Below are 23,968 nucleotides of genomic sequence, written 5' to 3'. Positions count from 1 at the left end.
GCTATCGTCCTCCACGCCCCCACAAACCTGCAAAATAATGAACCAGGCGCAGTTTTTGAGCGATCGGTACGGAGATCACAAAGGGATATAAATGGGCTTCCCCGAAGCTATCTGCGACTTCGTTTAGAACCGTGGATACGCAGATCCAGCGCTGGACCATGGCCAGAAAGGCTTCATCTTCCTGAAGGGATGATTTGAGATGTGTTGAAAGAAATCCTGCGTGAACGGGTAGAGTCACCAGAGGCAGATTGAGATGTTGCGTCTGGATGCCCATGGCTGAGCAAGTTTCGAGGCCATCCACCATTTGCAGGTAATGACTCCAGGTCTCCGCCCAATCCTCCCAGGGATGGGAAGCTGAGTAACTGCTGATAAAGCGCTGGGACCAATCGGGTGGCGGGCCTAACCGATAATAATCACTGAGGGCGATGCCGTAATCCCTCCAATCCTGACCGAAGGTTTCACGAAAGGCCAATCGCTGAGGGTCCTGAGAAGGCAACTTCGATATAAAGCGGGCCCATAGATAATGCCCGCTCTCATGGCGGAAATGGCCGAGCAAGGTCCGGCTCCTTTCTCCAAACATCTGGCGGTTGATCTGGCGGTAAGTATCGTCGGCCTCTTCCAGATTCACCGTAATAATTCCGTTCAAATGACCGGTTGAGACGGAGGGATTCAATATGGTGCTCATGATCTCAAAAGCTAGGCCATCCACCGGACTCTCAGCTTTATTGGGAAGCGGAATCCCGAGACCCAAGAGACTATAGATCAGCCTGCGTTTTGCTGACTCCATCCTGCTCCAGAGGAGTTTATTCCGATCCCTGCTCAGGTCGGGGACGATCTGATTCATCCGACATGCGACACAGAGCCTTTCTTTCGATGTTGAGTCTAACAACCAATTGCACACGCCATGCTGGACGCCATTGCCACACCGTTTCAAAGAGGGTGCCTCCGGAAGCGGGTGCAAGGCTTGGCTAACAGGATCGTAACCCACCTCACGACGACAGCTCAGGCAACGCACGCTGCCGAAGAAGAGTGTGTTTCCACAGCCGCAAAAAAATCGTCGCATGAAGAAAACCTGTAACTCCTCAATCCATAGGCAGTCACGGACCTTAACATGCCTTAGATTGGCGTGATGTCACCCGTTCTCTCAGGCCAAACTCAAAGTGTCTCGTCAAAAGCACGGCCTCAGCCGAACACACACGTGAAATGATTAATCATTCAGTGTTAGGCCGAGTTTTGCAGGATGAAGATATTTGACATTCTGGTTGCTTCTAGAAGGGGTCGAGACGATAGGATTCACGTTCGAGCTCTTCCTGATTGATTTAGGCCATGGCAGTTCATCAGGTGAGTGTAGATTCGGTGATGAACGTAAACCCGGATCTTCGGGGCCTGCTTAAAAAGCAAAAAGGCCTCGAACTTGCAGCATATGAATACGAAAATGTTTGTGGGTAACCTCCCCTTTGAGGCCACAGAACTCGACCTCCGCGATCTGTTCAGCGAATTCGGTCAAGTGAACGAGGTGGCCATCGTCATGGATCGGGAGACCCAGCGCCCGCGTGGCTTTGCGTTTGTCACCATGGATACCACTGAAGGCATGGAAGCCGCGATCCGTGGCAACGACGGCAAGAATTGGAATGGCCGCCCGATGGCCGTCAATGAGGCCCGCCCTCGCGAAGAGCGGCCCGCCTTTTCTGGCAATCGTGGTGGTTCCAATGACCGCAACGATCGCAAATCTCGTCGGTGGTAAAAATCTCTAGCGCAAAGCCCGGCTTTCGAGGAAAGATCCGCCCCTCTTAAAAAAGCCGGGCTTCGCCCCCCACTTCGACCATGTTAATCATCTGCTTTCTATCCGCTTTTGCCGTTGCAACTGCTTACGCCTCATTCTTTGAATGGGCCATCCACAAGCATCTGATGCACAAGCCTATGTTAGGCTTCAAATATCCCTTCCGTGCACATGCGGTGGTGCATCACCAGATTTTTAAGGCGGATGAAACCTATCACCTCATTCACGACTCGGATAAAGAAACCATCCCCATGGCTTGGTGGAATGGTCCGGTTCTCATTTTGGGCGGCAGCCTGCCTTTTGCCCTAGCGGCCTGGGCCATCGGGACCTCCGCGGTTTTCTGGGGAGCCCTCGTTGCGATTGCCGCCTACTATGTGACTTACGAGCGCATTCACTGGTGCATGCATCTGCCTAAGGCCCGCCGCATGGAGGCCAATCTATTGTTTCGTCGTTTAAACGGGCATCACCTGCTGCATCACCGCTACATGCATAAAAACTTCAATGTGGTGCTGCCTCTGGCTGATCTTTGTTTTGGCACCCTGCTGCTACGTTCGAAGATCAAGTTTGCCCAAGCCATGGGTCCTTCGGTGCCGAATGTGCAGCCTAAAGAGGCCTGACGCGCTGATACGGGCAAAAACCTTGCCCGTATCTCAGTCCGGGAACGTGCGGCCAAGAATTGGCCGCATCATTTGATTCAAAGCCAATCCTCACGCCTTCGGCACGTGAGGCACGAGAACGTCCGGCGCTTGATTGCGCTGGCGCAGGCGCTTGGCGGCCTCGATGGCAAAGATCTGCTGGGACCGCTGTAGTTTGGTGCCGGAACTGGCCTGGGAAACCCAAGCGCCATCGGCTTTTAAAATGCGACCTCGGGAAGTATCCGCAAAGTGCGTTTCCATGATGCTGGTGAGGCGTTTCTTCGCCTCCTTATCCTCCACGGGGACGAGCAGCTCCACCCGTTTGGAAAGGTTGCGGTTCATGAAATCTGCACTGCTGATGAAGATGACTGGGCGGCCACCCTGGCGGAAGTGATAGATGCGGGCGTGCTCCAGGTAACGGTCAATGATGCTGATGACCGTGATGTTTTCACTCAGCCCCTTCACACCGGGGCGTAGGCAGCAGATGCCACGGACGTTCAGGCGGATTTTCACTCCAGCTTGAGAGGCCTGATAAAGCGCCTCGATCATCTGGCGATCTTCCAGCGCATTCATCTTCAGCATGATCTCCGCTTCCTCGCCCTGGCGGGCACGCTCGGTTTCACTCTCGATCATGCTGAGCAGGCGCTCACGCAGGCCGAAGGGCGCCATGGAGATGCGCTCGAAGTGAACGAAGCGGGAGCGCCCCGTGACGGTGTTGAAGAAAGCGCTGGCATCACTGCCGTAGTTTTGACGGCAGGTCAGGTAACTGATGTCGGTATAAAGCTTGGAGGTCGCTTCATTGTAGTTACCGGTGCCAAAGTGCATGTAACGCATCATGTGCCCCGCCTCCCGGCGCATGACGAGGCAGATCTTGGCGTGGGTCTTCAGGCCACGCACCCCATAGATGATCTGGGCTCCAGCGTTCAGCAATTCCTCCGCACGTTCGAGGTTACGCGCTTCATCGAAGCGGGCCTTCAACTCCACCAGCACGGTGACGTGTTTGCCCGCCTGCGCAGCGCGAATGAGGGCACTGATGATGCGACTGTTCTTCGCCGTGCGATAGAGGATCTGCTTGATGGCGATGACATCCGGATCAGCCGCGGCTTCTTCGATGAGATGCAGCACGGGATCAAAGCTTTCAAAGGGATGATGCAGCAGGATATCGCCACGCTTGATCGCCTCAAACATGCTTTCTCCGGGCTCGATCTGGGAGGACGGCTGGCTATCCCAGGGCTCCACTTTGAGCTGCTCATAACCTGACAGTCCGGCGATGACGAAGTAAGCCCGCAGATCCAGTTCCCCAGGGATCGTGTAAACCTGGGCGCTACGTGCCCCACAGAGATCGCGGATGGCTTTGATCAAATCTCGCGGTGCCCCATCCTCGATCTCGATGCGGATGGTGGGGCTCTGAAGTCGGGCTTCGAGAATATCTTCCATCTCGCTGGCCAGGTCGAAAGCGCTCTCATCATCCACGGCGATGTCAGAGTTTCGGCTCAAGCGGAAGCGTGCGCTGGAGAGCACTTTCTCCGAAGGGAAATACTGGCCGAGGAAGAGGCAGATCAGATCCTCCAGATTCACATAGGCATACTGACCACCTTCGAACTCCGGCACCTGGACATGGCGGGGGAGGTTGGAAGGTAAGGTGAAGAGCACCATGCGCCGAGTGGGCTTGCCATCCGTCTCTGACTGCACCGCACAGAGCAGGATGATCTGCAGGGCAGGCACGGCGACACGCGGGGCATCATCGTCCAGAGCGATGGGGGAGAGAACTGGGAAGACGTGCTCGGTGAAGTAGTCCTCCAGATAGGTCTTCTGGGCGGGGGTTAATTCACTCGGCGAGAGACGGCGGATGCCATTCTCTTTGAGCACAGGCAGGAGTTCCTGATTGAGGATCTCATACTGCCGGGCCACGAAGGCGCTGGCCCGCTGCTGGATCTGATCCCACTGCTGGGTCGGGGTCAGCCCGGCGTGGTCCTTCACACGGCGGCCTTGCTCGCGGAGCAGTTGCAGCGCGCCTACCCGGACCATGAAGAACTCATCCAGATTCGAGGCCGTGATGGCGAGGAATTTGACGCGTTCCAGCACAGGCAACTCCGAGCGGGCGGCTTCGTCCAAGACACGCTCATTGAACGCCAGCCAGCTCAGCTCGCGATTGATGAAGTGTTCGTCCTTGAAAGCAGAGGCTGGCTTAGGTTGGGGCATGAGAACACGATTACGGAAACGTCCACATCCTGCAAGTGACGTTCATGCAGACTGGAAATCGCAAGGGCGATTCCCAGCCCAACCAGGCGCATTTCACAGTGCCAAAGTCCGCTGGATGCGCTGCACGGTGCTCTCCTTACCGATCAGGTGAGCGATGGTGCTCACGCTAGGCCCGCGGGATTGGCCACTGAGGGCAAAACGCAGCAGGGGCATGAGCGCGCCGGGTTTCACCCCAGCACCCTTCGCGGCTTCCTCGATGGCCGTATGCACGGCGAGTTCCGTCCAGTCGGGCAGAGTGGCAAAGGCTTTCATGGCGGCTTCCAACAAGGCGGGGTTTTCCGGCTTGGCCTTCAGCTTGGTCACCACTTCATCCTCATACGGGTAGTCTTCGCGGAAGAAGTAATGCACCCAGGCAGGAATCTCGGTCAGCAGACTGACCTTTTCCTTCACACTGTAAACAGCCGCAGCCGCCACCGCTTCATCGGTGATCTTCAGACCCGCTTCATCCAGGAAGGGACGAGTGGCGGCAAACAGAGCCTCGGGGCTGAGGGCGCGCAGATACTGGGCATTGAACCAACTGCACTTCTGCATGTCGAAGCGGGCATTGGAGCTGTGGATTTCTCCAGGCTCAAACAGGGACGTGAGCGTTTCCCGGCTGAGCACTTCTGCCTCGGTGCGTGGGGTCCAGCCTAACAAACAAAGGTAGTTGAACACGGCATCGGCTAGGAAGCCGCCATTCATGTAGCTCTTCTCGATGGCACTGCCGGCATCGCGTTTGCTCATCTTTGAGCTGTCGCTGTTCAGGATCAGCGGGATGTGCGCATAGGTCGGTGGGGTGGCCCCGAAGGCGTTGAAAAGATCGATGTGCTTCCAGGTATTGGACAGATGGTCCTCACCACGGAAGACGTGGGTCATCTTCATCTCGATATCATCCACCACATTGACGAAGTGGAAGATGTAGCTGCCGTCCGGGCGGCGCAGCGTCATGTCCGGCTCTTCGGTGGGGGCAAAGGTCACGTCACCACACACCATGTCATGCACGGTGATGGCGGTGCGGCTGAATTTGAAACGCACGGCACCATTTTCCTCGACATAGGTGCGGCCCATGGCGGTCAGTTTGTCCAGATAGGCATCATAGATGTGCTTGCGCTGGCTCTGGTAGTAGGGGCCGTAGTCACCACCTTTCTCTGGACCTTCATCCCAGTCCAGGCCCAGCCACTTCAGCCCTTTGAGGATGCCTGCGGAGGCTTCCTCGGTATTGCGTGCGCCGTCGGTATCTTCAATGCGCAGAATGAAGGTGCCTCCGTGTTTGCGGGCATACAGCCAGTTGAACAAAGCCGTGCGGGCACCGCCGACGTGGAGGTCACCAGTGGGGGAAGGGGCAAAGCGAACGCGAATCATGGTCAGAAAAGTCAGGTCTAGCGGTCAAAGGTCAAGCAGGGCACGAAAGCGACGTGGTTGGCCGATGAAAGCGGGGGAAGGGCGTAAAGCAGAAACCGCGTTTTGGAAAGCGGCAGTTTTGATCTACCCTTAAGCACGACGCCCTCTGCTCCATTACTCCTCCGCGGGTTGCATGAGCTGAATGGGCTGACGAGCCAGCACGGCATTCCCCTGCCCTGAGAGATAACGGATCTCGGCTTCACCGGCACTTTTCGGTGCCTCCACTTTCAGCGGGTTGCCCCAGGAAGTGTAGCCGTATTTCTCGATCTTGTCGTCGGGAGTGCCTTTCATCACAATGGTGATGCGGTCGCCTCGGTTATCGGGCCCTTCCCAGTCGATGGCCACCTTCGTGCCTGCGGGCGAGGATGCCGGGCCTTTGAGTGTAACCTTAGATGCTTCAATAGTCAGCGATCGTGTGGCCAGGACCTTGCCGCCTTGTCCTGCGATGTAGCGAATCTCGGCTGCCCCTAAAATCATGGTCGCAGGCACCTTCACAGGGTTGCCTCGCTGGGTGTATTCGTAGTTCATCACTTCCTTGCCATTCGCTCCGGGGGAAACGATGGCGATGCGGTCGCTCTGATTGCCGGGACCGGTCCACTCGACTGAGACCTCCGCACCTGCCACCACGCGGTCTGGAGCGGTCAGAGAAACCTGTGCCTCGGTGATGGTCACTGGCCGTGTCGCCAGAGTCTTGCCACCTTGACCGGCGATATAGCGAATCTCGGCAGCACCGACGATCATGGGTGCCGTGACAGCCGCAGGATTACCACGCACGGTGTATTCGTAGTTCACCACCTCCTTGCCGTTGGGACCGGCGGAGACGATGGCGATGCGATCCGCATTATTGTTAGGCCCCGTCCAGTCGATTTTCAGACGCGCTCCCGCGACCACGGTTTCCACCGCCATCAGAGAGACCTCTGCGGGCATGATCTTCACAGGCTGGCTCTCCAGAATCTGACTGCCCTGGCCGGCGATGTAGTGAATCTCCGCCTCTCCAACAGTGAGCGGTGCAGTCACGAGGGCGGGGTTTCCGCGCACCGTGTATTCATAGTTAGCGATCGCCGTTTTATCCGCATCCTTCATGGCGATGCCAATCCGATCTCCGTGATTGTTAGGCCCGGTCCACTCCACGGGGATCTTGCCCCCCGCGATGATCTGCTCGGCTGCTTTCAAGGTGATGACCGCCTTGGTGATTTCGATCGGTGCACGTGCCAGCACTTTGCCAGAGATTCCCGTCACGTAGCGCAGTTCAGCCTGCCCAGGTTGAATGAGCGCCACCAATTGGGACGGGTTTCCACGGATGGTATAGGCGTAGTTGCCAAACGCACGATCATCCGTGCCCTGGGGCACGATGCAGATGTGGTCCCCTCGATTGTTAGGCCCGGTCCATTTCACCTCAAAAGTGCTGCCCATCACCACTGTCGCAGGGCCTTCCAGCGTGGCTTCCCCGAGCTTCTCCTCTTCAGGGGCGGGCTTGGTTTCCGCTTCCATGGCCATCGTCAGCGCATCCGCGAGGCTGGCCGCATCGTCGGCTTTCAGAAATTGCCCGCCGGTGGTCTTCGCCAGACACTCCACCGACCTAGCCGCTTTATCAGTAAGATCGAAGGCGATGACGTGGGCGGTGAAGTCCAAGCCCAGGGATTCCAGCTTGGCGGCCGCCTCACAGGGATCACGATCACAGGTTTCCTCACCATCCGTCACCAGGATGACACTGGCCTTCTGCTCGGTGTAACGCAGTTTTTCCGCGGCAAACTCCACAGCGGAGGTGAGCGGAGTTTTGCCTTTCGGCTGGAGAGCGTTCACGGTTTTCACCAGGCCCTTCCGGTCCAGTTTGTCCACCGGAGCCACGAGCTCGATGTCATTGCAATCGCCCTTGTGGCGATGTCCGTAGGCCACGAGGCCCAGTTCGACATTCGCAGGCAAGCTGCCTTCAAAATCCCGGATCACTTCCCGAGCAATTTCGATCTTCGGGCGGCCATGCACCTGCCCCCACATGCTACCGGAGGCATCTAAAACGATAAGAACGCGGGGTGAGACCTCAGGGGCCTGAGCCCTTAACTGAGAAAAAAGTAACGAAAGAGACAGCAGGCCCAGACAAAAGGGACGAAGAAACTTCATGGCAAGAAATGACAGGTCTTTCCCTCAAGATTCCCCCAAAAACGTCTCCGGTTGCAGTTTGTCCCTAGCGCAAGAAGGACCCCGAGTTGCCCCTGAATGAAGACTTTCACTTTTCATCCGCGAGATTGCCCCCATAATCGCGCGCTCTAACGATCAATGGAACGCCGCCCCACCAAACCCGCCCCCTGGACCATTAACGACAGCGCCGATCTCTACGGCATTCGTGAATGGGGCCATGGTTACTTTGACGTGTCATCCAAGGGCGAAGTCGTCGTCAACCTCAAGGATGGCAAAAAAAGCAAGCCGGTTTCCCTCTCGGAAATCGTCAAGGGGCTGCGCGAGCGTGGCACCCAGCTTCCTGTGCTCATTCGTTTCGGTGATCTGCTGCGCTGGCGCATCGACGAACTGAATGAGGGCTTCCACTCCGCCATTCGTGAGGGCAAGTATCAAGGCGTGTATCGCGGGGTTTATCCGATCAAAGTGAACCAGCAGCAGGAGGTTATCGAAGAGATCACCCGCTACGGTCGCAAGTATCACTACGGCCTTGAAGCAGGTAGCAAGCCCGAGCTGATCGCCGCGCTGGCTTACATGCATGATCCTGAGGCCTACATCGTCTGCAACGGCTACAAGGATGAAGAATTCATCGACTTAGCTCTGAACGCCCAAAAGATGGGGCTCCAGGTCATCCTTGTGCTGGAGATGCCGAGTGAGCTGGCCCTGATCCTTGAGCGCTCGAAGAAGATGGGCGTGCGCCCGACTCTTGGGGTGCGCTTCCGCCTGAGTGCAGAAAGTGCCGGTCACTGGAGCGGCTCTGGCGGTGATGCCAGCGTCTTTGGACTGAACATCAGCCAGCTCATGGGCGTGGTGGATCAACTCCGTGAGCAAGGCATGCTGGATTGCCTGCGCATGCTCCACTATCACCAGGGTTCCCAGATCCCAAACATCCGCGCCATTCGCCAAGCGGTGACCGAAGCCACCCGCGTCTATTGCGGTCTGGTACAGGAAGGTGCCCGCATGGGCATCCTGGACCTCGGCGGCGGTCTGGCCATCAGCTACGACGGTTTCAAAGGAGCGACTTCCGCCTCCAGCAACTACGGCACCAAGGAATACTGTGCCGACGTCATTGAGGCGATCACCGAAGTCACCGCTGAAGCTGGTGTGCCCCATCCAGACATCATTACGGAATCTGGCCGCGCCGTAGTCGCCTACTACTCGGTCCTCATCATCAATATTTTGGACGTCAACCGCTTCGAGCCTCGCTCCAACGGGATCGAGTTGTCCAAAGATTCTCCCCAACTGTTGCGCAACCTCGCTGAACTGAAAGACGAGACCCGCAAAGACCCCAGCAAGCTCACGGGTGAGCGTCTCCAGGAGATCTACAACGACGCAGTCTATTACCGAGACAAACTCCGCAGTGAGTTCAACTACGGCAAGGTGACGCTGCGGGAGCGTTCCTTGGGCGAGGAGATGTATTGGGCCATCATGACCTGGATTTCGGGTAAACTGTCCGCCGTCGGCCATGACGGCAGCCAGATGGACCGCATGACCACGGTCATGACCGATTACTACTACGGCAACTTCTCCATCTTCCAGAGTCTTCCTGACCTTTGGGCCATCGACCAGATCTTCCCCGTCATGCCGATCCATCGCCTGAAGGAGAAACCCTCACGCAATGCCGTGCTCTCCGACATCACCTGCGACAGCGATGGCAAGATTGCCAAATTCGCCCACAGCGGTGAGATCTGCGGCAGTCTGCCACTGCACGACCCCGAGTTTGAAAAAGGTGAAGACTACATGCTCGGCATCTTCCTCGTCGGCGCTTATCAGGAGACCCTGGGCGATCTGCACAACTTGTTAGGCGACACCAACGTCGTCAGCGTCAGCATCGAAGGTGGGAAACTAAAGTATCGCCGCGAGCAGGAAGGCGACAGCGTATCCGAGGTGCTCAGCTATGTGGAATACGATCCTAAAGATCTCTCCACCCGCTTCCGCAACCTGGCCGAGAGCGCCGTCGTGTCCAAGCGCATCACCGCCACCGAGCGCCGTGAGATCATGGGTGCCTACGATGCCGGTCTGCGCGGTTACACATACTTTGAGACCTAATCCTCGCTCGTTCTCATCATGCGCCATCTTCTGCTCTTGGCCTCACTTCTCACCTTGGCTTCGTGCATCAGCTTTCCCAGAGCTGAAAAAGCACGCCGCGAGGGTCAGGTCTTAAACCCAGAGTTCAATCCCTGGAAGCGCAATCCCGGCACCGATGCGGAGATCCAACACGGTCAGGAAGGTTCGGCTGCGGCCGGGAACACTCCGCCGATGAAAGCCCGCACGGACTTCAAAGATCCGTATTTCCGCTAATCCCAGATTCCCTGCCTTGCCTGCCGCGTTTCTGTGGCTTACAGCAGCGCTCGCATGGTCCCCATCTCCATCCGCGATCTCACCAAACGTTTCGGCAGCCAGACGGTTCTGAATCGGATCAATCTCGAGATAGGTCAGGGCGAATTGTTTTTCCTGCTCGGTCCCAGTGGCTGCGGCAAGACGACCCTGCTGCGCCACATCGCCGGATTTTACCGACCGGATAGCGGCCGAATCTTCTTTGGCGAGGAGGATGTGACACGCCAGCCTGCTCATAAACGCGGCACTGGCATGATGTTCCAGAGCTATGCCCTGTGGCCGCATATGAATGTGGCTCAGAACGTCGCATTCGGCTTGGAGGAGCGGAAGCGTCCCGATGCCGAGATCGAGCGGCGGGTCATGGAGGCCCTGGAACTGGTGCAGCTCGGTGGCTTGGGCTCACGAAAAATCGGCCAACTCTCGGGGGGTCAGCAGCAGCGGGTCGCCCTGGCTCGAGCTCTGGTTATCCATCCCCGCTGCCTGCTTCTGGATGAGCCGCTCTCCAACTTGGATGCCAAACTACGTCATGAAATGCGCTCTGAGATCCGACGCATCTGCAAGGAATTCGGCCTCACAGGCATCTACGTCACGCATGATCGGGATGAGGCCCTGAGCATGGCAGATCGGCTGGCAGTCATGAATGGAGGCCACTTGGCACAGCTCGGCACGCCGGAGGAGGTGTATCGTCAGCCCGCCTCCCGCATGGTGGCGGAGTTCATTGGGGAAACCAACTTCATCCCAGGGACCGTGCAGACTCAATCTTCCTCAGGTCATTATGAAGTGAAGACCGCCTTCACCACTCTGCGTGCCCGTCCCAACACCGACGACTGGCAGCCTCAGCATGGAGAAAAGGTGATTCTTTCGATCCGCCCCGAGTCCCTCAGTTTCAACTACATGGCGGACTCCAGCAACCGCTTCCAAGGACACATCGTGGATACCACCTACCTGGGAGCCAACGTGCAGTATCTCCTTCAGATCGAGAACGGCCCTGCGATCAAAGTTTGCGAGCCCAATCCTCGGCAGATTCGCCATCCCTCCGGAGAGCCAATGCGAGCCATGGCCAACTCGGATGACGTGGTCATGTTGAAAGACGAATGATCTGAACTTACCGTCCCTGAAGCATAATCTGCCCTCTTCCCGTTGTTGTTTCTCTGTGCAAACGAGTTTCCTTCTGGAACTCTCTCCGCATCCTGGTTAGTCAGTTGCTCTCCCGTTCATGAAAGACCGTTATCAAATCATCTCCACCATCTCCACTGGCGGCACCGGCAAGGTTCTCCAGGCCTGGGATAAATCTGCGAATCGGGATGTGGCCATCAAACGTGTGCCGAGCGAGACCGCCAACATGGACTCCCTCATGTGGGAAGCCCGTGCGCTCTACGGTCTGCGCCATCCGAACATCGTCACGGTCCTGGAGTATGACAAAGATGAAGAGGGTGCCTACCTCGTTCTGGAGATGATCAAAGGCGAGACCCTGGCCCATCGTCTGGCCACTGGCCCGCTCACCCTTCCAGACTTTAAGACACTGGTCACACAGACCCTTCAGGCCATCGGCGTGGCTCATGATGCCGGGCTGATCCACCGAGATCTGAAGCCCGAGAACATCATGATCCCCTGGAACAAAGAGAAGGAGTTCGGGATCAAGATCATCGACTTCGGCTTAGCCCAGGCTGGTGGCCCGCAGACCAGCATGGCAGGCTCCATCCACTACATGGCCCCGGAGCAATTTGGCAACGGCTACGTCGATGCCCGCACAGATCTGTATTCGCTCGGCTGCATTTACTATCAAGCCCTCACCGGACAGCTCGCCTACCCGGGGGAGGAAAAGATGCACGTCATCACCGCCAAGCTCTACCCACCCCGCACCCCGCTGGCTGAGCTGCGCCCAGACCTGAAAGATCCCGTCTTTGCTTGGCTGGATTGGCTGATGCATGTGCAGCCCTCGGCCCGCCCCGCCAGTGCCGCCCAGGCATTGGCCAGCTTCCGTCAGCTCGGTGAGCTCAATGTCCAGACCGCCGCCACCATGGTGGAGCCGGAGCCCCTGGTCATGGTCCTGGAGGATGAGGAAGTGCCTGCCGTAGCCATCGTCGATGAACCCGAGGAAGAGGAGCATGTCCTCACCCTAGCCGATGAAGCAGAAGAGGCAGCCCACGTCGAGCCTGAGGAGCCACCCACAGAGATCTACTCCACGCCCGTCATCGCGCCAGAGCCTGAGCCGGAACCCGAGCCACTCGCCGAAGCCGAGGCCGAAGACCTCCCAGCCTCCCCTGCCCTGGTGGAAGCCTCGGAACCCGAAGTGGAAGCTGAACCCGAGCCTGAGCCGGAACCTGCTGCCTCCTATACACCGCCGCCAGCGCCTGCCTTTACTCCCGAGCCTGAACCTGCACAGGAGCCAGAACCTGAACCCGAGCCTGCTTACATCCCCGCCGCAGCCCCCACTGGTGAGATCACCCAGACGCTCATGGCAGAACCCGAGCCTGAGCCTGCTCCTGCCTACATTCCCGCCCCCGCGCACTATCACCCCGCTGCAGACACCCCGCCACCGGCTTACACCCAACACGCCACCAGCCGGAGAAATCCACCGCCACAGCATTCTCACTCGCATTCACATTCCATGCCGAAGCGAGGCAATGCGCTGAACATCATCATCACCGCCTTCATCGTCATCCTCATCGCCGAATTTGGTCTGATTAGTTATGTCAAATATGCAGGTCGTGCCGAGCGTGAACAGCGTCTGGCAGAACTCAGTGCGACAGATCGTCCCGAAGGCTCGGACGTGGATGTCCGCACGCTCTTGGAACTGCTGGAGGACCCCACTCATCGTGAAGAGGCCATCAAGGTCCTGACTCGTCTGCACGGGGGGGATTACATCGATGACATCCTCATGGAGCACTTGGCCAAGGTAAAAAACTACCCCGTGGTGGTGCCCCTGATTCAGGTCATCGGCCAGCGCCGCAGTGAAGCCGCCTTTGAGACTCTGCTGAGCCTCACCGGTGACAACCGTGGCGAAGTGCGTAAAGCCGCCTGGAAAGCCCTCGGCCACATCACCCCAGTGGAAGATCTTCCCCGGGTGCTGAAGCTCGTGCGCAGCAGTCACTCCCTGGATCAGAAAGAGATCGAAAAAGCCCTGGGTGAAGCCATTGAGTCCTCCACAGACCGAGCCAAAGCCACTCAAGAAACCCTGGAGGCCTATCACGCAGCCAAGGACCATGCCGACAGCCGCGCCTTGCTCTTCAACGTGCTCACCCGCGTCGGTGGTGACAACATCCTCGCGGTGGTGACGGAAGCGATTTCTGATCCTTCCGAAAAAGTCCGTCTCGCCGCCATCACCGTGCTGGCCGAATACCCCACTCACGAACCTCTGCAGGCCATCAGCGCCCGTTTCCCCAATGAACCACATGAGACGTGCCGCGTCTATCTCCTCCTAGCCGCTCGCGAGATCATTGGTAATCCGGGCCCCGACTCCCAGCAGACGCTCTTCCTCTACGCCCAGAGCCTGTATGCCAACGCCCGGGATACCACGGAAAAACGCTATGTGCTCAGTGTGCTCAGCCGCATTATCGCCCCTGGCACCGCCACCTTCTTCGAAGAGTTTTCAAACAGCTCCGATGGTTCTCTGAGAGAGGAAGCCAAAGATCTGGCTAAAGCTTTCCGCGAGAAACTGGAGCAGGTGATCTCCGTGCCCCCAGGAGACAAAGGCACGCTCCCAGCCGACAAAGCCGACTATCGCCTGGGCGGCTCCGTGACTCATGACGAAGACGCCCTCATCAACTGGACCGATGAAGACGACTGGGCTTCCTGGCTAGTGGAACTCCCCAGCAACGGTGACTACGAAATCCAAATCTATCAGTCCCACCCCAGCGAGCTGCTAGGCACCTACGAGGTGCTCCTTGCCGGTCAGACCCTCCTCACCGCTGTGGTAAAAACCGACAGCGACAAGGACTACAAAGGCTTTGTCGTCGGCACGATCCATGTGGAAAAACCTGGCATCTACCGCCTGCGCCTCCGCCCCAAAACCATTCCACCTGACTCTGAACTCTTCCGTGTGCAGAAAATAGTGGTCAAAGCGCTCTAGCTCTAACCAAGGGACCGGATGCGGGTACCTTCTGCCCGCATCTCGAAGGCGCACGCTCATCGTTCCGTTAACCATCAAGCGAAACAGATGGCCATGCTCCCCCCGTATTGGGAAACGTCAAAGCTTGATCACAGCCAAGTTATCCATCCGAAAACATGCGTCACAGAATCAGCCTTTGGGTCTCGGCAACCGCTTCAGCCTAACGGTCTCTGGCCCGCGCATATGAGCTCACTCTTTCAGCATCGCTGAAAGAGTGAATGAATGAATGTTCAAAACATCTGCTACACCCTGTCTTAACGCTCTTTCGCCAGCTTGTTGTATTTCTCCACCAGTTCATTGAACTCGCGGGTGCGGGTGTTCAGCTTGTCGATGAGATCATCGCGTTCACTGGCGAGCTGACGCATGCTGGCATTGGCTTTTTCGATGGCGGCGTTTTGAGCAGTCACTTCGGTGTTGCGGTCTTTGAGAGCATCCGTGCCTTTGCCTGCCAGTTGCTTGTAAGAGTCCAGTTCACGAGAGGTCATGACCACCTCGCGCATCAGCACGGCGATGCTGTAACCTCGTGCGGTCTGATCCTCCGTCAGTAGTTTGACCTGCTCCGTCGCCTCCAAAAGAGCGGCTTCGGTTTCATTGCGTAACTGGGTGATGCGAGCGATTTCTTGCTCAAAACGGAAAGCCTTTTCTTCAAACTCGATGCGCAGCTTGTTCTCTGCAATGAGCTGATCGGTGAGTTCTTTGATCTTGGCGTTGAGAAGAAACTCGCGCTGCCACTGCACCACACAAACACCACAGAGGCCCAGGACGATGATGGCCAGGAGAGAATACAGAATGGCCTTCATTTCGCAGGAGAGGGAGCGGGACTGGGGGCTGCGGTTGGATTGGCGGAGGGAGCCGCCGGCCCAGTGCCTGTCGGTTTGACGTTGAAGGCCACTTTGCTAAAGCCCGCCCGGCGCACGGCATCCAGCGCACGAACCATGTCGGCATGACGTGCCTCTCCATCTCCACTGATATACACCGGCGTATTGGGGTCTTGCTTGAAGCGCTCCTTGAGACGTACATCCAGGTCCGGCAGAGAGATCTGCACCGTGTCCAAATAGATGTCTCCGGCTTGATTGACCCCGAGGTTGATCATGTCGGGCTTGAAATCAGCCTGGGTAGCGGCGGCCACAGGCAGATTCACCTTGATGGTCTGCTGCTTGGTCATGGTGAGGCTGACCATCATGAAAGAGGCCAGCAGGAAGAACATCACGTCAATGAGTGGGATGATCTCCAACCGAGTCTTCTTATGAGCGATGGGGGAATGAATTTTCACGACAGGTCAAAGGGTGACGTGACAGTCCTCATTGCTTACCGACTTTGTCAAAGCCATGCTGTGCTGCGATGATCAAGACATTGTTGGCCGCCGCTTCCAGATCGAATTGCAGCTTGGCCAGACGGCTGTGAAAGTAATTCATCGGCACCAGGGTGGTGATGGCGATGCCCAGACCTGCCGCCGTGGCAATGAGGGCTTCACCGATCCCGCCGGTCACTTTCTCCACCGCCAGTTCCGAATCTCCGATGGAACTGAAGGAGCCCATGATCCCGGTCACCGTGCCGAGAAGGCCGAGCAAGGGCCCCAGCGTCACCACCGTATCCATGGCACCGAGGAAGCGTCCCGCCTGCTGAAGCTCATGACCTGCGGCCACTTCGAGGGCTCCCTGCATGGAGCTGTGCTGGTGTTTCAGGCCGTGGTGGATCATACGCACAACGGGGTCCGCCGTCTTTTCTGAGATGCTGATGGCTTTGTTTAAGTCTCCCGACTCCAGGGCTGCATACACCTGATCGAGCTGGCGCGCATCGCGGCGGGCGCTGAACCGCAGCCACCAAAAGATGCGCTCCACCAGGATACAGATGGCGAAGACCACCACCACCAGGATGGGATACATGATGGGGCCACCATCATGGATGAGTTTGATGACGACGTTAGCGAGGGGGGGGTTGGGGAGCATTGAAAAAATGAAAATACAAAAGCGAAGACAGAGTGAAAAACCGTAAAAAGCGGTGCCTGCTCACTTGATCACAAAACGCAAAGCTACGGTGATGGCACCAACACGGCCTCGTTGGGACCATGTCTTGCGAATGTAGCTGGAGAGAACATTCTGTTCGGCCGTCGTGAGGCCACCATTGGTGCATTGGCTGGAAGCCACCTCGGCATACTCCACTTTTCCCAATTGGTTGAATCTCAAATTGAAACGAACAACTCCCGTAACCCCCCTGGATACAGCCGAGCTTGGGAATGGAGGTGTCGGAAAGATGCCTTTACCCAAGCCTGAACCTACAGTGCCTCCACCTCCGCCACCACCACCATTTCCCGAGGTGCCATTAGGTTTTGCCACAGTGCTCGCAGCTCGGCTGCTGGTAGGTTTAGAAACAGCCTTTGGCTTGGAAATTGGCTTGGGTTTAGCCGGATCCACCGGCTTGAGAGCTTCTTCAATCTTCGGGGCGGCAGGCACGGTGAAGAGATCTTCGGTCACTAAAGCTTCTGTCACCTCTGGTAGATCTAACTGCTCTATAGGCACTTCGATCGGATCAGGAATCTCCACCGTCTCCTGCTGCATCTCGGTGGTCGGGTTGACCTGATCCATCTCTGCCTCAGCCAAGAGGTCCGCCATGGACATGTCCGTGAACTCATTGTCCGCCGCGCCCAAGCCAGCACGACCTGACAAAGTGAATGGTAAAGGAATCTCAAAGCGCAGCATGCCCACAATGCCGATCAGCAAAAAGGTGCCGGAGATGGCCACCAGCCAGGAAAGGGCGCAGAGGTTTTCATCCTGACAACGCAGCCGCAAGCTCGGCTTCGAGCTCACCCGGGGGGCTGCTGTGGCGGCCTTGGTAGGAAGGCTGACAACAGGAGATGCGAGGAGGGCCATCTGAGACATGGTTGCTTAGAGAGATTGAGAAACGTTTTCGATAATGGCATTTGATCATCTCGCGTCAAGAAGCTATTGCGACCCATTCTCACAAAATTACCGCCGATTTTGTCCTCGATCCCTCCTCAGGCCCCCTCCACTCCCGAGCAAATCCACACCGCAGCGAGCGAGTGGACCCTGCGGGGCATAACTCTGCTGGAGCAGGGAGATCCAGAGTCGCTGGCGACAGCGCTTGCTTGTTTTGAAGAGGCCATCCTCCTGCGGGAAGCTCTCCCCTTGGGGGACAATCCGCTCTACCGCTGGGGATTGACCGCTGGCTGGATGAACCGGGGTGATGCGCTCACACGCCTGGGAGGCCAGGACCACCTCACGGAGGCCCTGCGCTGCTACGACATCGCCATCAGTCATCTGCATCAGCTCCCGCTGGAGGCCGATCCAGCGTTTCGCTGGAGGCTAGGGGTGGCCTGGATCAACCGAGGGCACACCGAGCAGGCCGGGGCGAGCCAGGGTTCCCTTCAAAGAGCGCTGAGCTGCTTTGAAAACGCTCTGCGGGTCATGCGCGGTCATGAAACCAGCCCGCGCCTGGATTATCAGCAGGTGATGGCCGCCGCCTGGACGAACCACGCTGCCGCTCTCCTGCAAATCCAGGAGCAGGATGTCCTGGCCTTGAACTCAGCCCGCAGGGCCATCCAGCATAGCCAAAGCTGCGAACATGAACCCAGCCTACAGGAGACGGGAATCCGGGCGCGGCATGCCCTCTGCCGTGCCATTGCCAACCTGCTGGAGTCTCCTTCCGATAAAAATGCCGATACCGCAGAAGCCTGGATTCATGAAGCGACCGATGCCGTGGAAGACGTGATGCGCCTCACCCAGGCTGCCCCTTCCCGGCATCCGCTGCGTGAAGAGATCTTTCTCTTCGGCTGCCGCATCTACCGTGCGTTTCAGCCGCACTTTTTAGCCGAGTTTCTCGATGAGGGGCTCGCCTCCGGCACTCTATCGGAGGCCATGAAGACCTCCGCACGGGCTTCCCTGACCCAAGCCGCCGCTCAAATTCAAAATGAAAATCTGGCTTCGTTGAATCCTGAGAAACTGGATCGCCTGATTCAAACGCTGCAAGCGCTCAGTGAGACCAGCCAAAAGTTAAGAGCCTAGCCCCACATGAAAGGTTGACCCGCCATCCATCCGTGGCAGGAAACAGGGTCATCGGCGTCGGGTGCAACGATGATGAGTGAACCCAATCCCCCTCGAGTTAGGCTCTATGCATCACGTCACCTTTCTACAGGACCTCTCGGTGGTCATGATCATCGCTGCCGTGGTCACCATCTTGTTTCGGCAGATGAAGCAGCCGGTCGTGCTCGGCTACATCCTCGCTGGAGTCATCATCGGGCCCCATACGCCGCCGTATGCACTGATCGAAGACGAGCATACCATCGAGACCCTTTCTGAGCTCGGCGTCATCTTCCTCATGTTCGCGCTCGGCTTGGAATTCAGCCTGAAAAAGCTGACCAAGGTGGGAGCCACAGCCTTGATTGCCGCCGTGGCGGAGATCGTGCTCATGCTGTGGGCGGGTTACATGTTAGGCCAATCCTTCGGCTGGGGCACCATGGACAGCGTTTTCCTGGGGGCGATCCTCTCCATCTCCTCCACCACCATCATCATCAAGGCGCTGGAAGAGATTGGCAAAACCAAGGAGCGCTTCGCCCAGATGATCTTTGGCATCCTGATTGTCGAGGACATCCTGGCCATCCTGATGATTGCCATGCTTTCGGGCTTCGCCACCACGGGCTCTCTAGAGCTGTCGGATGTGGGTTTGACGGTGGGAAAGCTGAGCACCTTTCTCGGGGTCCTCCTCATCTTCGGTCTAATCCTGGTGCCTCGGCTTCTGAACTGGGTCGCTAAATTCAAGAGCAATGAGATGCTCCTGATCACGGTGGTGGGCCTCTGCTTCGGCGTCTCGCTGCTGGCCGTCAAGCTGGGCTACAGTGTGGCTCTGGGCGCTTTCATCATCGGTGCCATCATCGCCGAGGCGCGCCACATCGCCCACATCGAGACACTCATGCATCCGGTGCGGGATCTGTTTAGCGCCGTGTTCTTCGTCTCCATCGGGTTGCTTATCGATCCCAAGGTGCTCACGGAGCATTGGTCCTCCATCCTCATCATTACCGCCGTGGTGGTGGTGGGCAAGGTGGTCACCTGCGGTTTTGGCACCTTCATTTCCGGCAATGACATGAAAACCTCCATGCGAGTAGGCATGGGTCTGGCCCAGATTGGAGAGTTCTCTTTCATCATCGCGTCCCTGGGCTTATCCCTCAAGGTCACTAGCGGTTTTCTTTATCCCATCGCCGTGGCCGTTTCCGCCCTGACGACTCTGCTCACGCCCTATCTCATCCGCAGTTCCGACTCCGTGGTGAACGGCTTTACCCGCATGCTGCCTGCCCCGCTGATGACCGCCCTGGATGCCTACACCCGTTGGGTGGGCACGCTGGCCGGAGGAAGCGGTAAAAAGACCCCGGCGACCTTTTTGCGTAAATGGGGCTGGCAAATCCTGCTGAATATCCTGCTCATAGCCGGGGTCTTCATCACGGCGGCGTTCATGCGCGACCACGTGCGGCGCTGGTGGCCAACCGCTCCCGGTGGCCGAGATGGTATCCACGGCATGCTCTGGCTGACCGCCATGATTCTCAGCCTGCCCATGCTCATCGCCATTGTGCGCAAGTGGCAGGCCTTTGGCATGCTGGTCAGTGAAATGAGCGTGACCCGGGCGGCGGCCAAAGAGAATACCGCCGCCCTGCGCGGGCTCATTTCCAGCATCATTTTCATCGCAGGTTGTGTGGCGCTGTTCGTCATCATCCTGGTCCTCAGCTCCGCCATCCTCCCCTCCCGCAGACTGCTCCTGGTTCTGGCTCTGGTCTTGATCCTCATGACCATCTTCCTGTGGCGGTTCTTCGCACGACTGCACAGCCGTGCGCAGTTTGCTCTCCTGGAGACTTTGAATGAACCTCCCTTGCCCCATGCCGACCCCCAACTGCCCTCCCTGCTCAGCCATGCGGAGCTGATCACTCTAACGATTGGTCCTGACTCCCCAGCCGCAGGCAAAGTGATCTCGGAATTGCAACTGCGCACGCGCACTGGCGCGAGCATTGTCGGCATCGAGCGTCATGGCGAGAACATCATCAATCCCAGCATCTCTGAAGACATCCGCCCAGGAGATTCCGTCTTGCTCATCGGCAGTGCAGAACAGATTGCGAAAGCGAAAGATGCTTTGGCATGATCCGACTTGAGGTATCGGCAGCGTTAGAAAACATCAGTCATCTGCCAATAACCAGCACAGTGCCTCCGACAGTTCCGCCGCCCAAGGCTCCAAGGCATGTCCGCCCTCATACATCTGAAAATGCACATGGTGATCTTGCCGGTCCAATGCAGCCGCAAAACGTTCACAAGCCTCGATTTGCGTCACCTCCTGGCGCAGGCCCGTCGGCGGATGCGAGACTCCTGCCGTGGACTCCTGGTTCCCCACACTGATCCAAAATCGCGAGTCCCGTGCAGGCAGCATCGACACCTGCTGGGTGAGCCATTCCTCATGCCACCAAAAGGAGCCGGACTGGCTCAAGCAACGCGAGAAGACCTCAGGATATTTTAAGGCGATAAAAGCCGCCTGCAGTCCGCCCAAACTGGGGCCCGCCATCAGCCAGTCGGAAGCTGGAGCGCCCGGCAAACGATCTCGCAGCCAATCCACCACATCCTCAGCAATGAAGGCGGCAAAATCAGCGCTGCAGGTTAGATCGCGATGTCGGGCCGCGCCATCCACATGCGAGATGAAGAGCACCGCAGTCGGAGGGATAATCCCCTGCTGTTGCCATTCCATCAGACGCTGGGGAGTCTCCATCCGGTTCACGTAAAACTCCCCGTCCAGAAACAGGGTCACCCGCTCAGGCTTGGCTGTGAGTGGCTCCAGCAGCCACAACTTCCGGGTGGAGGTGCCTGAAGCATGGGTCAAAACGTGCTCTTGAATCTCGGGCAATGGCATAACTTTAAATTCGGCTCCAAAAACTCAGGCTTGTTTCTGCTGACGGTAATGATCCAAAGCTATCGGCTTTTGCTCTGAACGAATGAGCTCTTTCAGCTTCGCCACGTTTTCATCCAGCGTGTGATGAAACGTGTCCAGCACCGCATCATAACCACCATGCCGATGCACCCAGTCCAACTGCATCCGAGCCAAGCCAATCTGACGACCCCCACGTTCATGCTCCCGGCGCTCCAGTTCTTCCAGAGGGCATTCCACCCTCACAAAATACACGTTCAGCCCCTCCAGTTGTTCGGCTATTTCATCCATCCAATCCCTCCGTTCGATCACGTGATCAATGATCATCGGGAGACCGCAACTCGCGATCAGCGGCAGCGACCGATGAAACGCCGACAGCAGCGGCAAAAGCACCCGAGGACGTCGCGCATCATCCTTCAGCACAGGATCCGGTGTCATGAAGATGAAATGATCGTTCGATACATACAATACCGGTTCAGCCATCGTCCGTTGAAAGGCCCTAGCGAGCGTCGTTTTTCCTGAACTGGAGGTTCCGTTGAGAAGAATGATCGGAGCGCGCATGGTATCATCACCGAGGTTGATCTAAAGCCACAGGATCAGCCGAAGGCAGCGGTCGTGCGATGATGTGGAAATCATCCACCCTAGACACACCTCCTGGGCCAACAGCGCGGATAGCCACCCAGGTCTCGGGATTCTCCAAGATCTCCCGCAGGGGAAAAATCGGCTCCGCAAAATCACGCGGGAGAAAGTAGGCCACTGTATCCCCCTCCCTGCCATGTCGATCCACAGCTTTGAGTTCGCCGGTCACTCGCACGATGTTCGGGCTCACACGATTGAAGACGACTCTCAATCCATACCATTCATCTTCCTCCGTGTGAATCTCTCCCGGCTGCAACCACGACCGTGGTGGCCCCACCTGGGCTTCCTTGCAAATGAATTGAAAGCGCATCACCTCGCCCTCCACCTTCAGCCGCAGCCCGAGAAAGGCCGCTCCAGGCACACCGCTGAAATGACCTGCCATATTTTCTGTTAGGCCCAGAGTGATCGAATGCGTCGCCCCCGCAAAAGCCTGGCGCCTGAAGCAGCAGGAGATCTCCAGGGAAGCCAATCGCGCCAAATCATAGCTCTTGCGTTTGTAAGCCAAGGTTCCCTCTGAGTTCAGAGTCTCCGCCAAGGCCAGGCCTGATGTGCCCGCCAATCCTAAAGGCGAGATGGCATACCCACTGCGCCCGGAAAGCACGTTATCTGCGAAGGATTCATTGATGCGGCCTTGGTCAAAATCCACCACCTCCTCATAAGGCAACCTGGGCCGCTTCGGATGGGATCTCCCCATTGTCCAATACCCCATGCCTGCGATCACCAAGCACCCCGTCAGAACCCCAACGATGATCCGCTTCTTTTTCGAATACGCTGCTGAGGGGATGGGCGGAGCCGAGGGTTGGATCAAGGACTCGACGGACTGACGTAAATCCGCCACGGTCGAGAACCTCAATTCAGGCTGTTTTTCCAAAGCCCGCAGCACGATCTCATCGATACGGATGTCCACCTGCACACGCTTGGAGGGGGCTTCGATCGTCTTCGTCGGACGTTCCCCCGTGAGCATTTCATACAGCACCACACCGAGGCTATAGATGTCCGCCCGGTGATCGGCCTGACCGGATGTTTGTTCTGGAGCCGCATAGTCAGGCGTTCCCGCCTCATGCACGTTCTCACGATCCGTTGCGTGCCCGATCATCTTAGCGATGCCGAAATCAGCGATCTTCACCGAGCCGTCGTGGGCGATCAGCAGATTCTCTGGTTTGATATCGCAGTGCACGATGCCGTGCTCATGCGCCGATTGCAAAGCCGCGCAGACCGGGGGCACGATGCGCAAGGCCTCCCGTGGAGTCAGGCGTTTGCTTTGCAAAAGTTGCCGCAGGTTCATCCCATCCACGAACTCCATGAGCAGGTAATAAAACCCGCCCGCTAACCCAAAGTCATACACCGCCACGATGTGCGGATGATTCAGAGCCGCTAGGGCATGCGCTTCTTTTTCAAACCGTGCCGCAAACTGGGGATCTCCCGCACGCTCTGGGGCCAGCAGCTTCAGAGCGACCACACGATTCAGAGACTTCTGCCGCGCTTTATAGACCACCCCCATGCCGCCTCGGCCCAAGCATTCTAAAATCTCAAGCTGGGGAAAGTGAGGAGCCAGCTCTTCCGGTGAAAGCGGCGGCATGGCTCCGAGACCAGAATCATCCGCCTGTGTCGGCTCCATGATTTCAGCCATCAGAGCCTTAGCCGACAAACCCTCCAGCAGGCTGGAAGACGATCGGCTCGCGCGTGAATCAAGAAGAGAATCTCTCATGTCGGGTACCTGACGGAGTCGCGATCAAACCT

Annotated in this window: 19 protein-coding genes; 8 read left to right on the top strand and 11 right to left on the bottom strand. The window is 57.5% G+C overall.

Going from position 1 to position 23,968, the window contains the following annotated elements:
• Position 1 precedes the first annotated feature (1 nt).
• The gene (locus B5D61_RS08965) at positions 2 to 1,063 is read right to left on the bottom strand and encodes a zinc-binding metallopeptidase family protein (protein WP_078813006.1); all 1,062 of its coding nucleotides are present in this window, start codon (positions 1,061 to 1,063) and stop codon (positions 2 to 4) included.
• Positions 1,064 to 1,423: 360 nt separating this feature from the next.
• Here B5D61_RS08965 and B5D61_RS08960 point away from each other — a divergent pair, with 360 nt between their 5' ends.
• Together B5D61_RS08960 and B5D61_RS08955 are read left to right on the top strand one after the other, a co-directional pair.
• Positions 1,424 to 1,744 carry an RNA recognition motif domain-containing protein gene (locus tag B5D61_RS08960; RefSeq protein WP_078813005.1) on the top strand — a complete coding sequence of 107 codons (321 nt, stop codon included), beginning with the start codon at positions 1,424 to 1,426 and terminating at the stop codon, positions 1,742 to 1,744.
• An 80-nt stretch (positions 1,745 to 1,824) separates the two neighbouring features.
• On the top strand, positions 1,825 to 2,397 hold the full coding sequence (locus B5D61_RS08955; protein ID WP_078813004.1) for a sterol desaturase family protein: 573 nt from the start codon (positions 1,825 to 1,827) through the stop codon (positions 2,395 to 2,397).
• Positions 2,398 to 2,487: 90 nt separating this feature from the next.
• On the opposite strand, the gene ppk1 is transcribed toward B5D61_RS08955, so the two are convergent.
• The 3 genes from ppk1 to B5D61_RS08940 form a co-directional block, all read right to left on the bottom strand.
• On the bottom strand, positions 2,488 to 4,617 hold the full coding sequence (ppk1, locus tag B5D61_RS08950; protein WP_078813003.1) for a polyphosphate kinase 1: 2,130 nt from the start codon (positions 4,615 to 4,617) through the stop codon (positions 2,488 to 2,490).
• Positions 4,618 to 4,710: 93 nt separating this feature from the next.
• Positions 4,711 to 6,018, bottom strand: coding sequence for a glutamate--tRNA ligase (locus tag B5D61_RS08945; protein WP_078813002.1), 1,308 nt, complete (start codon positions 6,016 to 6,018; stop codon positions 4,711 to 4,713).
• A gap of 153 nt (positions 6,019 to 6,171) precedes the next feature.
• Positions 6,172 to 8,175 (bottom strand): vWA domain-containing protein, encoded by a 2,004-nt coding sequence (locus tag B5D61_RS08940; RefSeq protein WP_078813001.1) that lies wholly within the window; start codon positions 8,173 to 8,175, stop codon positions 6,172 to 6,174.
• A gap of 156 nt (positions 8,176 to 8,331) precedes the next feature.
• Between B5D61_RS08940 and speA the strand changes: the two genes are divergently transcribed.
• The 4 genes from speA (at position 8,332) to B5D61_RS08920 (ending at position 14,638) form a co-directional block, all read left to right on the top strand.
• On the top strand, positions 8,332 to 10,278 hold the full coding sequence (gene speA, locus B5D61_RS08935) for a biosynthetic arginine decarboxylase (RefSeq protein WP_078813000.1): 1,947 nt from the start codon (positions 8,332 to 8,334) through the stop codon (positions 10,276 to 10,278).
• A gap of 18 nt (positions 10,279 to 10,296) precedes the next feature.
• Positions 10,297 to 10,530: a hypothetical protein gene (locus B5D61_RS08930; RefSeq protein WP_078812999.1), complete on the top strand. Its 234-nt coding sequence runs from the start codon at positions 10,297 to 10,299 to the stop codon at positions 10,528 to 10,530.
• A 54-nt stretch (positions 10,531 to 10,584) separates the two neighbouring features.
• Positions 10,585 to 11,664, top strand: coding sequence for an ABC transporter ATP-binding protein (locus B5D61_RS08925; RefSeq protein ID WP_078813300.1), 1,080 nt, complete (start codon positions 10,585 to 10,587; stop codon positions 11,662 to 11,664).
• A 118-nt stretch (positions 11,665 to 11,782) separates the two neighbouring features.
• Complete coding sequence (locus tag B5D61_RS08920) at positions 11,783 to 14,638, top strand: protein kinase domain-containing protein (RefSeq protein ID WP_078812998.1); 2,856 nt, start codon at positions 11,783 to 11,785, stop codon at positions 14,636 to 14,638.
• A gap of 293 nt (positions 14,639 to 14,931) precedes the next feature.
• On the opposite strand, the gene B5D61_RS08915 is transcribed toward B5D61_RS08920, so the two are convergent.
• The 4 genes from B5D61_RS08915 to B5D61_RS08900 are packed head-to-tail and all read right to left on the bottom strand — an operon-like array spanning position 14,932 to position 17,556.
• A complete protein-coding gene (locus B5D61_RS08915; RefSeq protein ID WP_078812997.1) occupies positions 14,932 to 15,477 on the bottom strand; it encodes a hypothetical protein in 546 nt (181 codons plus the stop codon).
• Entirely contained in the window at positions 15,474 to 15,950 is a 477-nt protein-coding gene (locus B5D61_RS08910; protein ID WP_078812996.1) for an ExbD/TolR family protein, read from the bottom strand. The genes B5D61_RS08915 and B5D61_RS08910 overlap by 4 nt, the downstream gene beginning before the upstream one ends.
• A gap of 28 nt (positions 15,951 to 15,978) precedes the next feature.
• Entirely contained in the window at positions 15,979 to 16,626 is a 648-nt protein-coding gene (locus tag B5D61_RS08905; RefSeq protein ID WP_078812995.1) for a MotA/TolQ/ExbB proton channel family protein, read from the bottom strand.
• A 60-nt stretch (positions 16,627 to 16,686) separates the two neighbouring features.
• Positions 16,687 to 17,556, bottom strand: coding sequence for a hypothetical protein (locus tag B5D61_RS08900; RefSeq protein ID WP_078812994.1), 870 nt, complete (start codon positions 17,554 to 17,556; stop codon positions 16,687 to 16,689).
• Between the two features lie 99 nt (positions 17,557 to 17,655).
• Here B5D61_RS08900 and B5D61_RS08895 point away from each other — a divergent pair, with 99 nt between their 5' ends.
• Both B5D61_RS08895 and B5D61_RS08890 read left to right on the top strand, forming a co-directional pair.
• Positions 17,656 to 18,699 carry a tetratricopeptide repeat protein gene (locus B5D61_RS08895; RefSeq protein WP_078812993.1) on the top strand — a complete coding sequence of 348 codons (1,044 nt, stop codon included), beginning with the start codon at positions 17,656 to 17,658 and terminating at the stop codon, positions 18,697 to 18,699.
• Positions 18,700 to 18,805: 106 nt separating this feature from the next.
• The gene (locus tag B5D61_RS08890) at positions 18,806 to 20,818 is read left to right on the top strand and encodes a monovalent cation:proton antiporter family protein (protein WP_078812992.1); all 2,013 of its coding nucleotides are present in this window, start codon (positions 18,806 to 18,808) and stop codon (positions 20,816 to 20,818) included.
• A 33-nt stretch (positions 20,819 to 20,851) separates the two neighbouring features.
• On the opposite strand, the gene B5D61_RS08885 is transcribed toward B5D61_RS08890, so the two are convergent.
• The 3 genes from B5D61_RS08885 to B5D61_RS08875 are packed head-to-tail and all read right to left on the bottom strand — an operon-like array spanning position 20,852 to position 23,936.
• Positions 20,852 to 21,574, bottom strand: a complete 723-nt coding sequence (locus B5D61_RS08885; protein ID WP_078812991.1) for an alpha/beta hydrolase — start codon at positions 21,572 to 21,574, stop codon at positions 20,852 to 20,854.
• A 24-nt stretch (positions 21,575 to 21,598) separates the two neighbouring features.
• Complete coding sequence (locus B5D61_RS08880) at positions 21,599 to 22,150, bottom strand: phosphotransferase-like protein (RefSeq protein ID WP_078812990.1); 552 nt, start codon at positions 22,148 to 22,150, stop codon at positions 21,599 to 21,601.
• A gap of 7 nt (positions 22,151 to 22,157) precedes the next feature.
• Positions 22,158 to 23,936, bottom strand: coding sequence for a serine/threonine-protein kinase (locus B5D61_RS08875; protein ID WP_078812989.1), 1,779 nt, complete (start codon positions 23,934 to 23,936; stop codon positions 22,158 to 22,160).
• Positions 23,937 to 23,968 lie beyond the last annotated feature (32 nt).

It is taken from the genome of Prosthecobacter debontii (genome assembly GCF_900167535.1).
Lineage (GTDB): Bacteria > Verrucomicrobiota > Verrucomicrobiia > Verrucomicrobiales > Verrucomicrobiaceae > Prosthecobacter > Prosthecobacter debontii.
The sequence above is the reverse complement of the archived record's forward strand: the minus strand, read 5'-3'. Positions and strand labels throughout refer to the sequence as shown.

Bases quoted from the DNA above. Each gene is read 5' to 3' on its own strand.
- speA (WP_078813000.1), top strand. From the start codon at position 8,332: ATGGAACGCCGCCCCACCAAACCCGCCCCCTGGACCATTAACGACAGC.
- B5D61_RS08890 (WP_078812992.1), top strand. From the start codon at position 18,806: ATGCATCACGTCACCTTTCTACAGGACCTCTCGGTGGTCATGATCATC.
- B5D61_RS08880 (WP_078812990.1), bottom strand. From the start codon at position 22,150: ATGCGCGCTCCGATCATTCTTCTCAACGGAACCTCCAGTTCAGGAAAA.
- B5D61_RS08875 (WP_078812989.1), bottom strand. From the start codon at position 23,936: ATGAGAGATTCTCTTCTTGATTCACGCGCGAGCCGATCGTCTTCCAGC.
- ppk1 (WP_078813003.1), bottom strand. From the start codon at position 4,617: ATGCCCCAACCTAAGCCAGCCTCTGCTTTCAAGGACGAACACTTCATC.
- B5D61_RS08930 (WP_078812999.1), top strand. From the start codon at position 10,297: ATGCGCCATCTTCTGCTCTTGGCCTCACTTCTCACCTTGGCTTCGTGC.
- B5D61_RS08920 (WP_078812998.1), top strand. From the start codon at position 11,783: ATGAAAGACCGTTATCAAATCATCTCCACCATCTCCACTGGCGGCACC.
- B5D61_RS08955 (WP_078813004.1), top strand. From the start codon at position 1,825: ATGTTAATCATCTGCTTTCTATCCGCTTTTGCCGTTGCAACTGCTTAC.
- B5D61_RS08965 (WP_078813006.1), bottom strand. From the start codon at position 1,063: ATGCGACGATTTTTTTGCGGCTGTGGAAACACACTCTTCTTCGGCAGC.
- B5D61_RS08885 (WP_078812991.1), bottom strand. From the start codon at position 21,574: ATGCCATTGCCCGAGATTCAAGAGCACGTTTTGACCCATGCTTCAGGC.
- B5D61_RS08915 (WP_078812997.1), bottom strand. From the start codon at position 15,477: ATGAAGGCCATTCTGTATTCTCTCCTGGCCATCATCGTCCTGGGCCTC.
- B5D61_RS08900 (WP_078812994.1), bottom strand. From the start codon at position 17,556: ATGTCTCAGATGGCCCTCCTCGCATCTCCTGTTGTCAGCCTTCCTACC.
- B5D61_RS08960 (WP_078813005.1), top strand. From the start codon at position 1,424: ATGAATACGAAAATGTTTGTGGGTAACCTCCCCTTTGAGGCCACAGAA.
- B5D61_RS08905 (WP_078812995.1), bottom strand. From the start codon at position 16,626: ATGCTCCCCAACCCCCCCCTCGCTAACGTCGTCATCAAACTCATCCAT.
- B5D61_RS08925 (WP_078813300.1), top strand. From the start codon at position 10,585: ATGGTCCCCATCTCCATCCGCGATCTCACCAAACGTTTCGGCAGCCAG.
- B5D61_RS08945 (WP_078813002.1), bottom strand. From the start codon at position 6,018: ATGATTCGCGTTCGCTTTGCCCCTTCCCCCACTGGTGACCTCCACGTC.
- B5D61_RS08940 (WP_078813001.1), bottom strand. From the start codon at position 8,175: ATGAAGTTTCTTCGTCCCTTTTGTCTGGGCCTGCTGTCTCTTTCGTTA.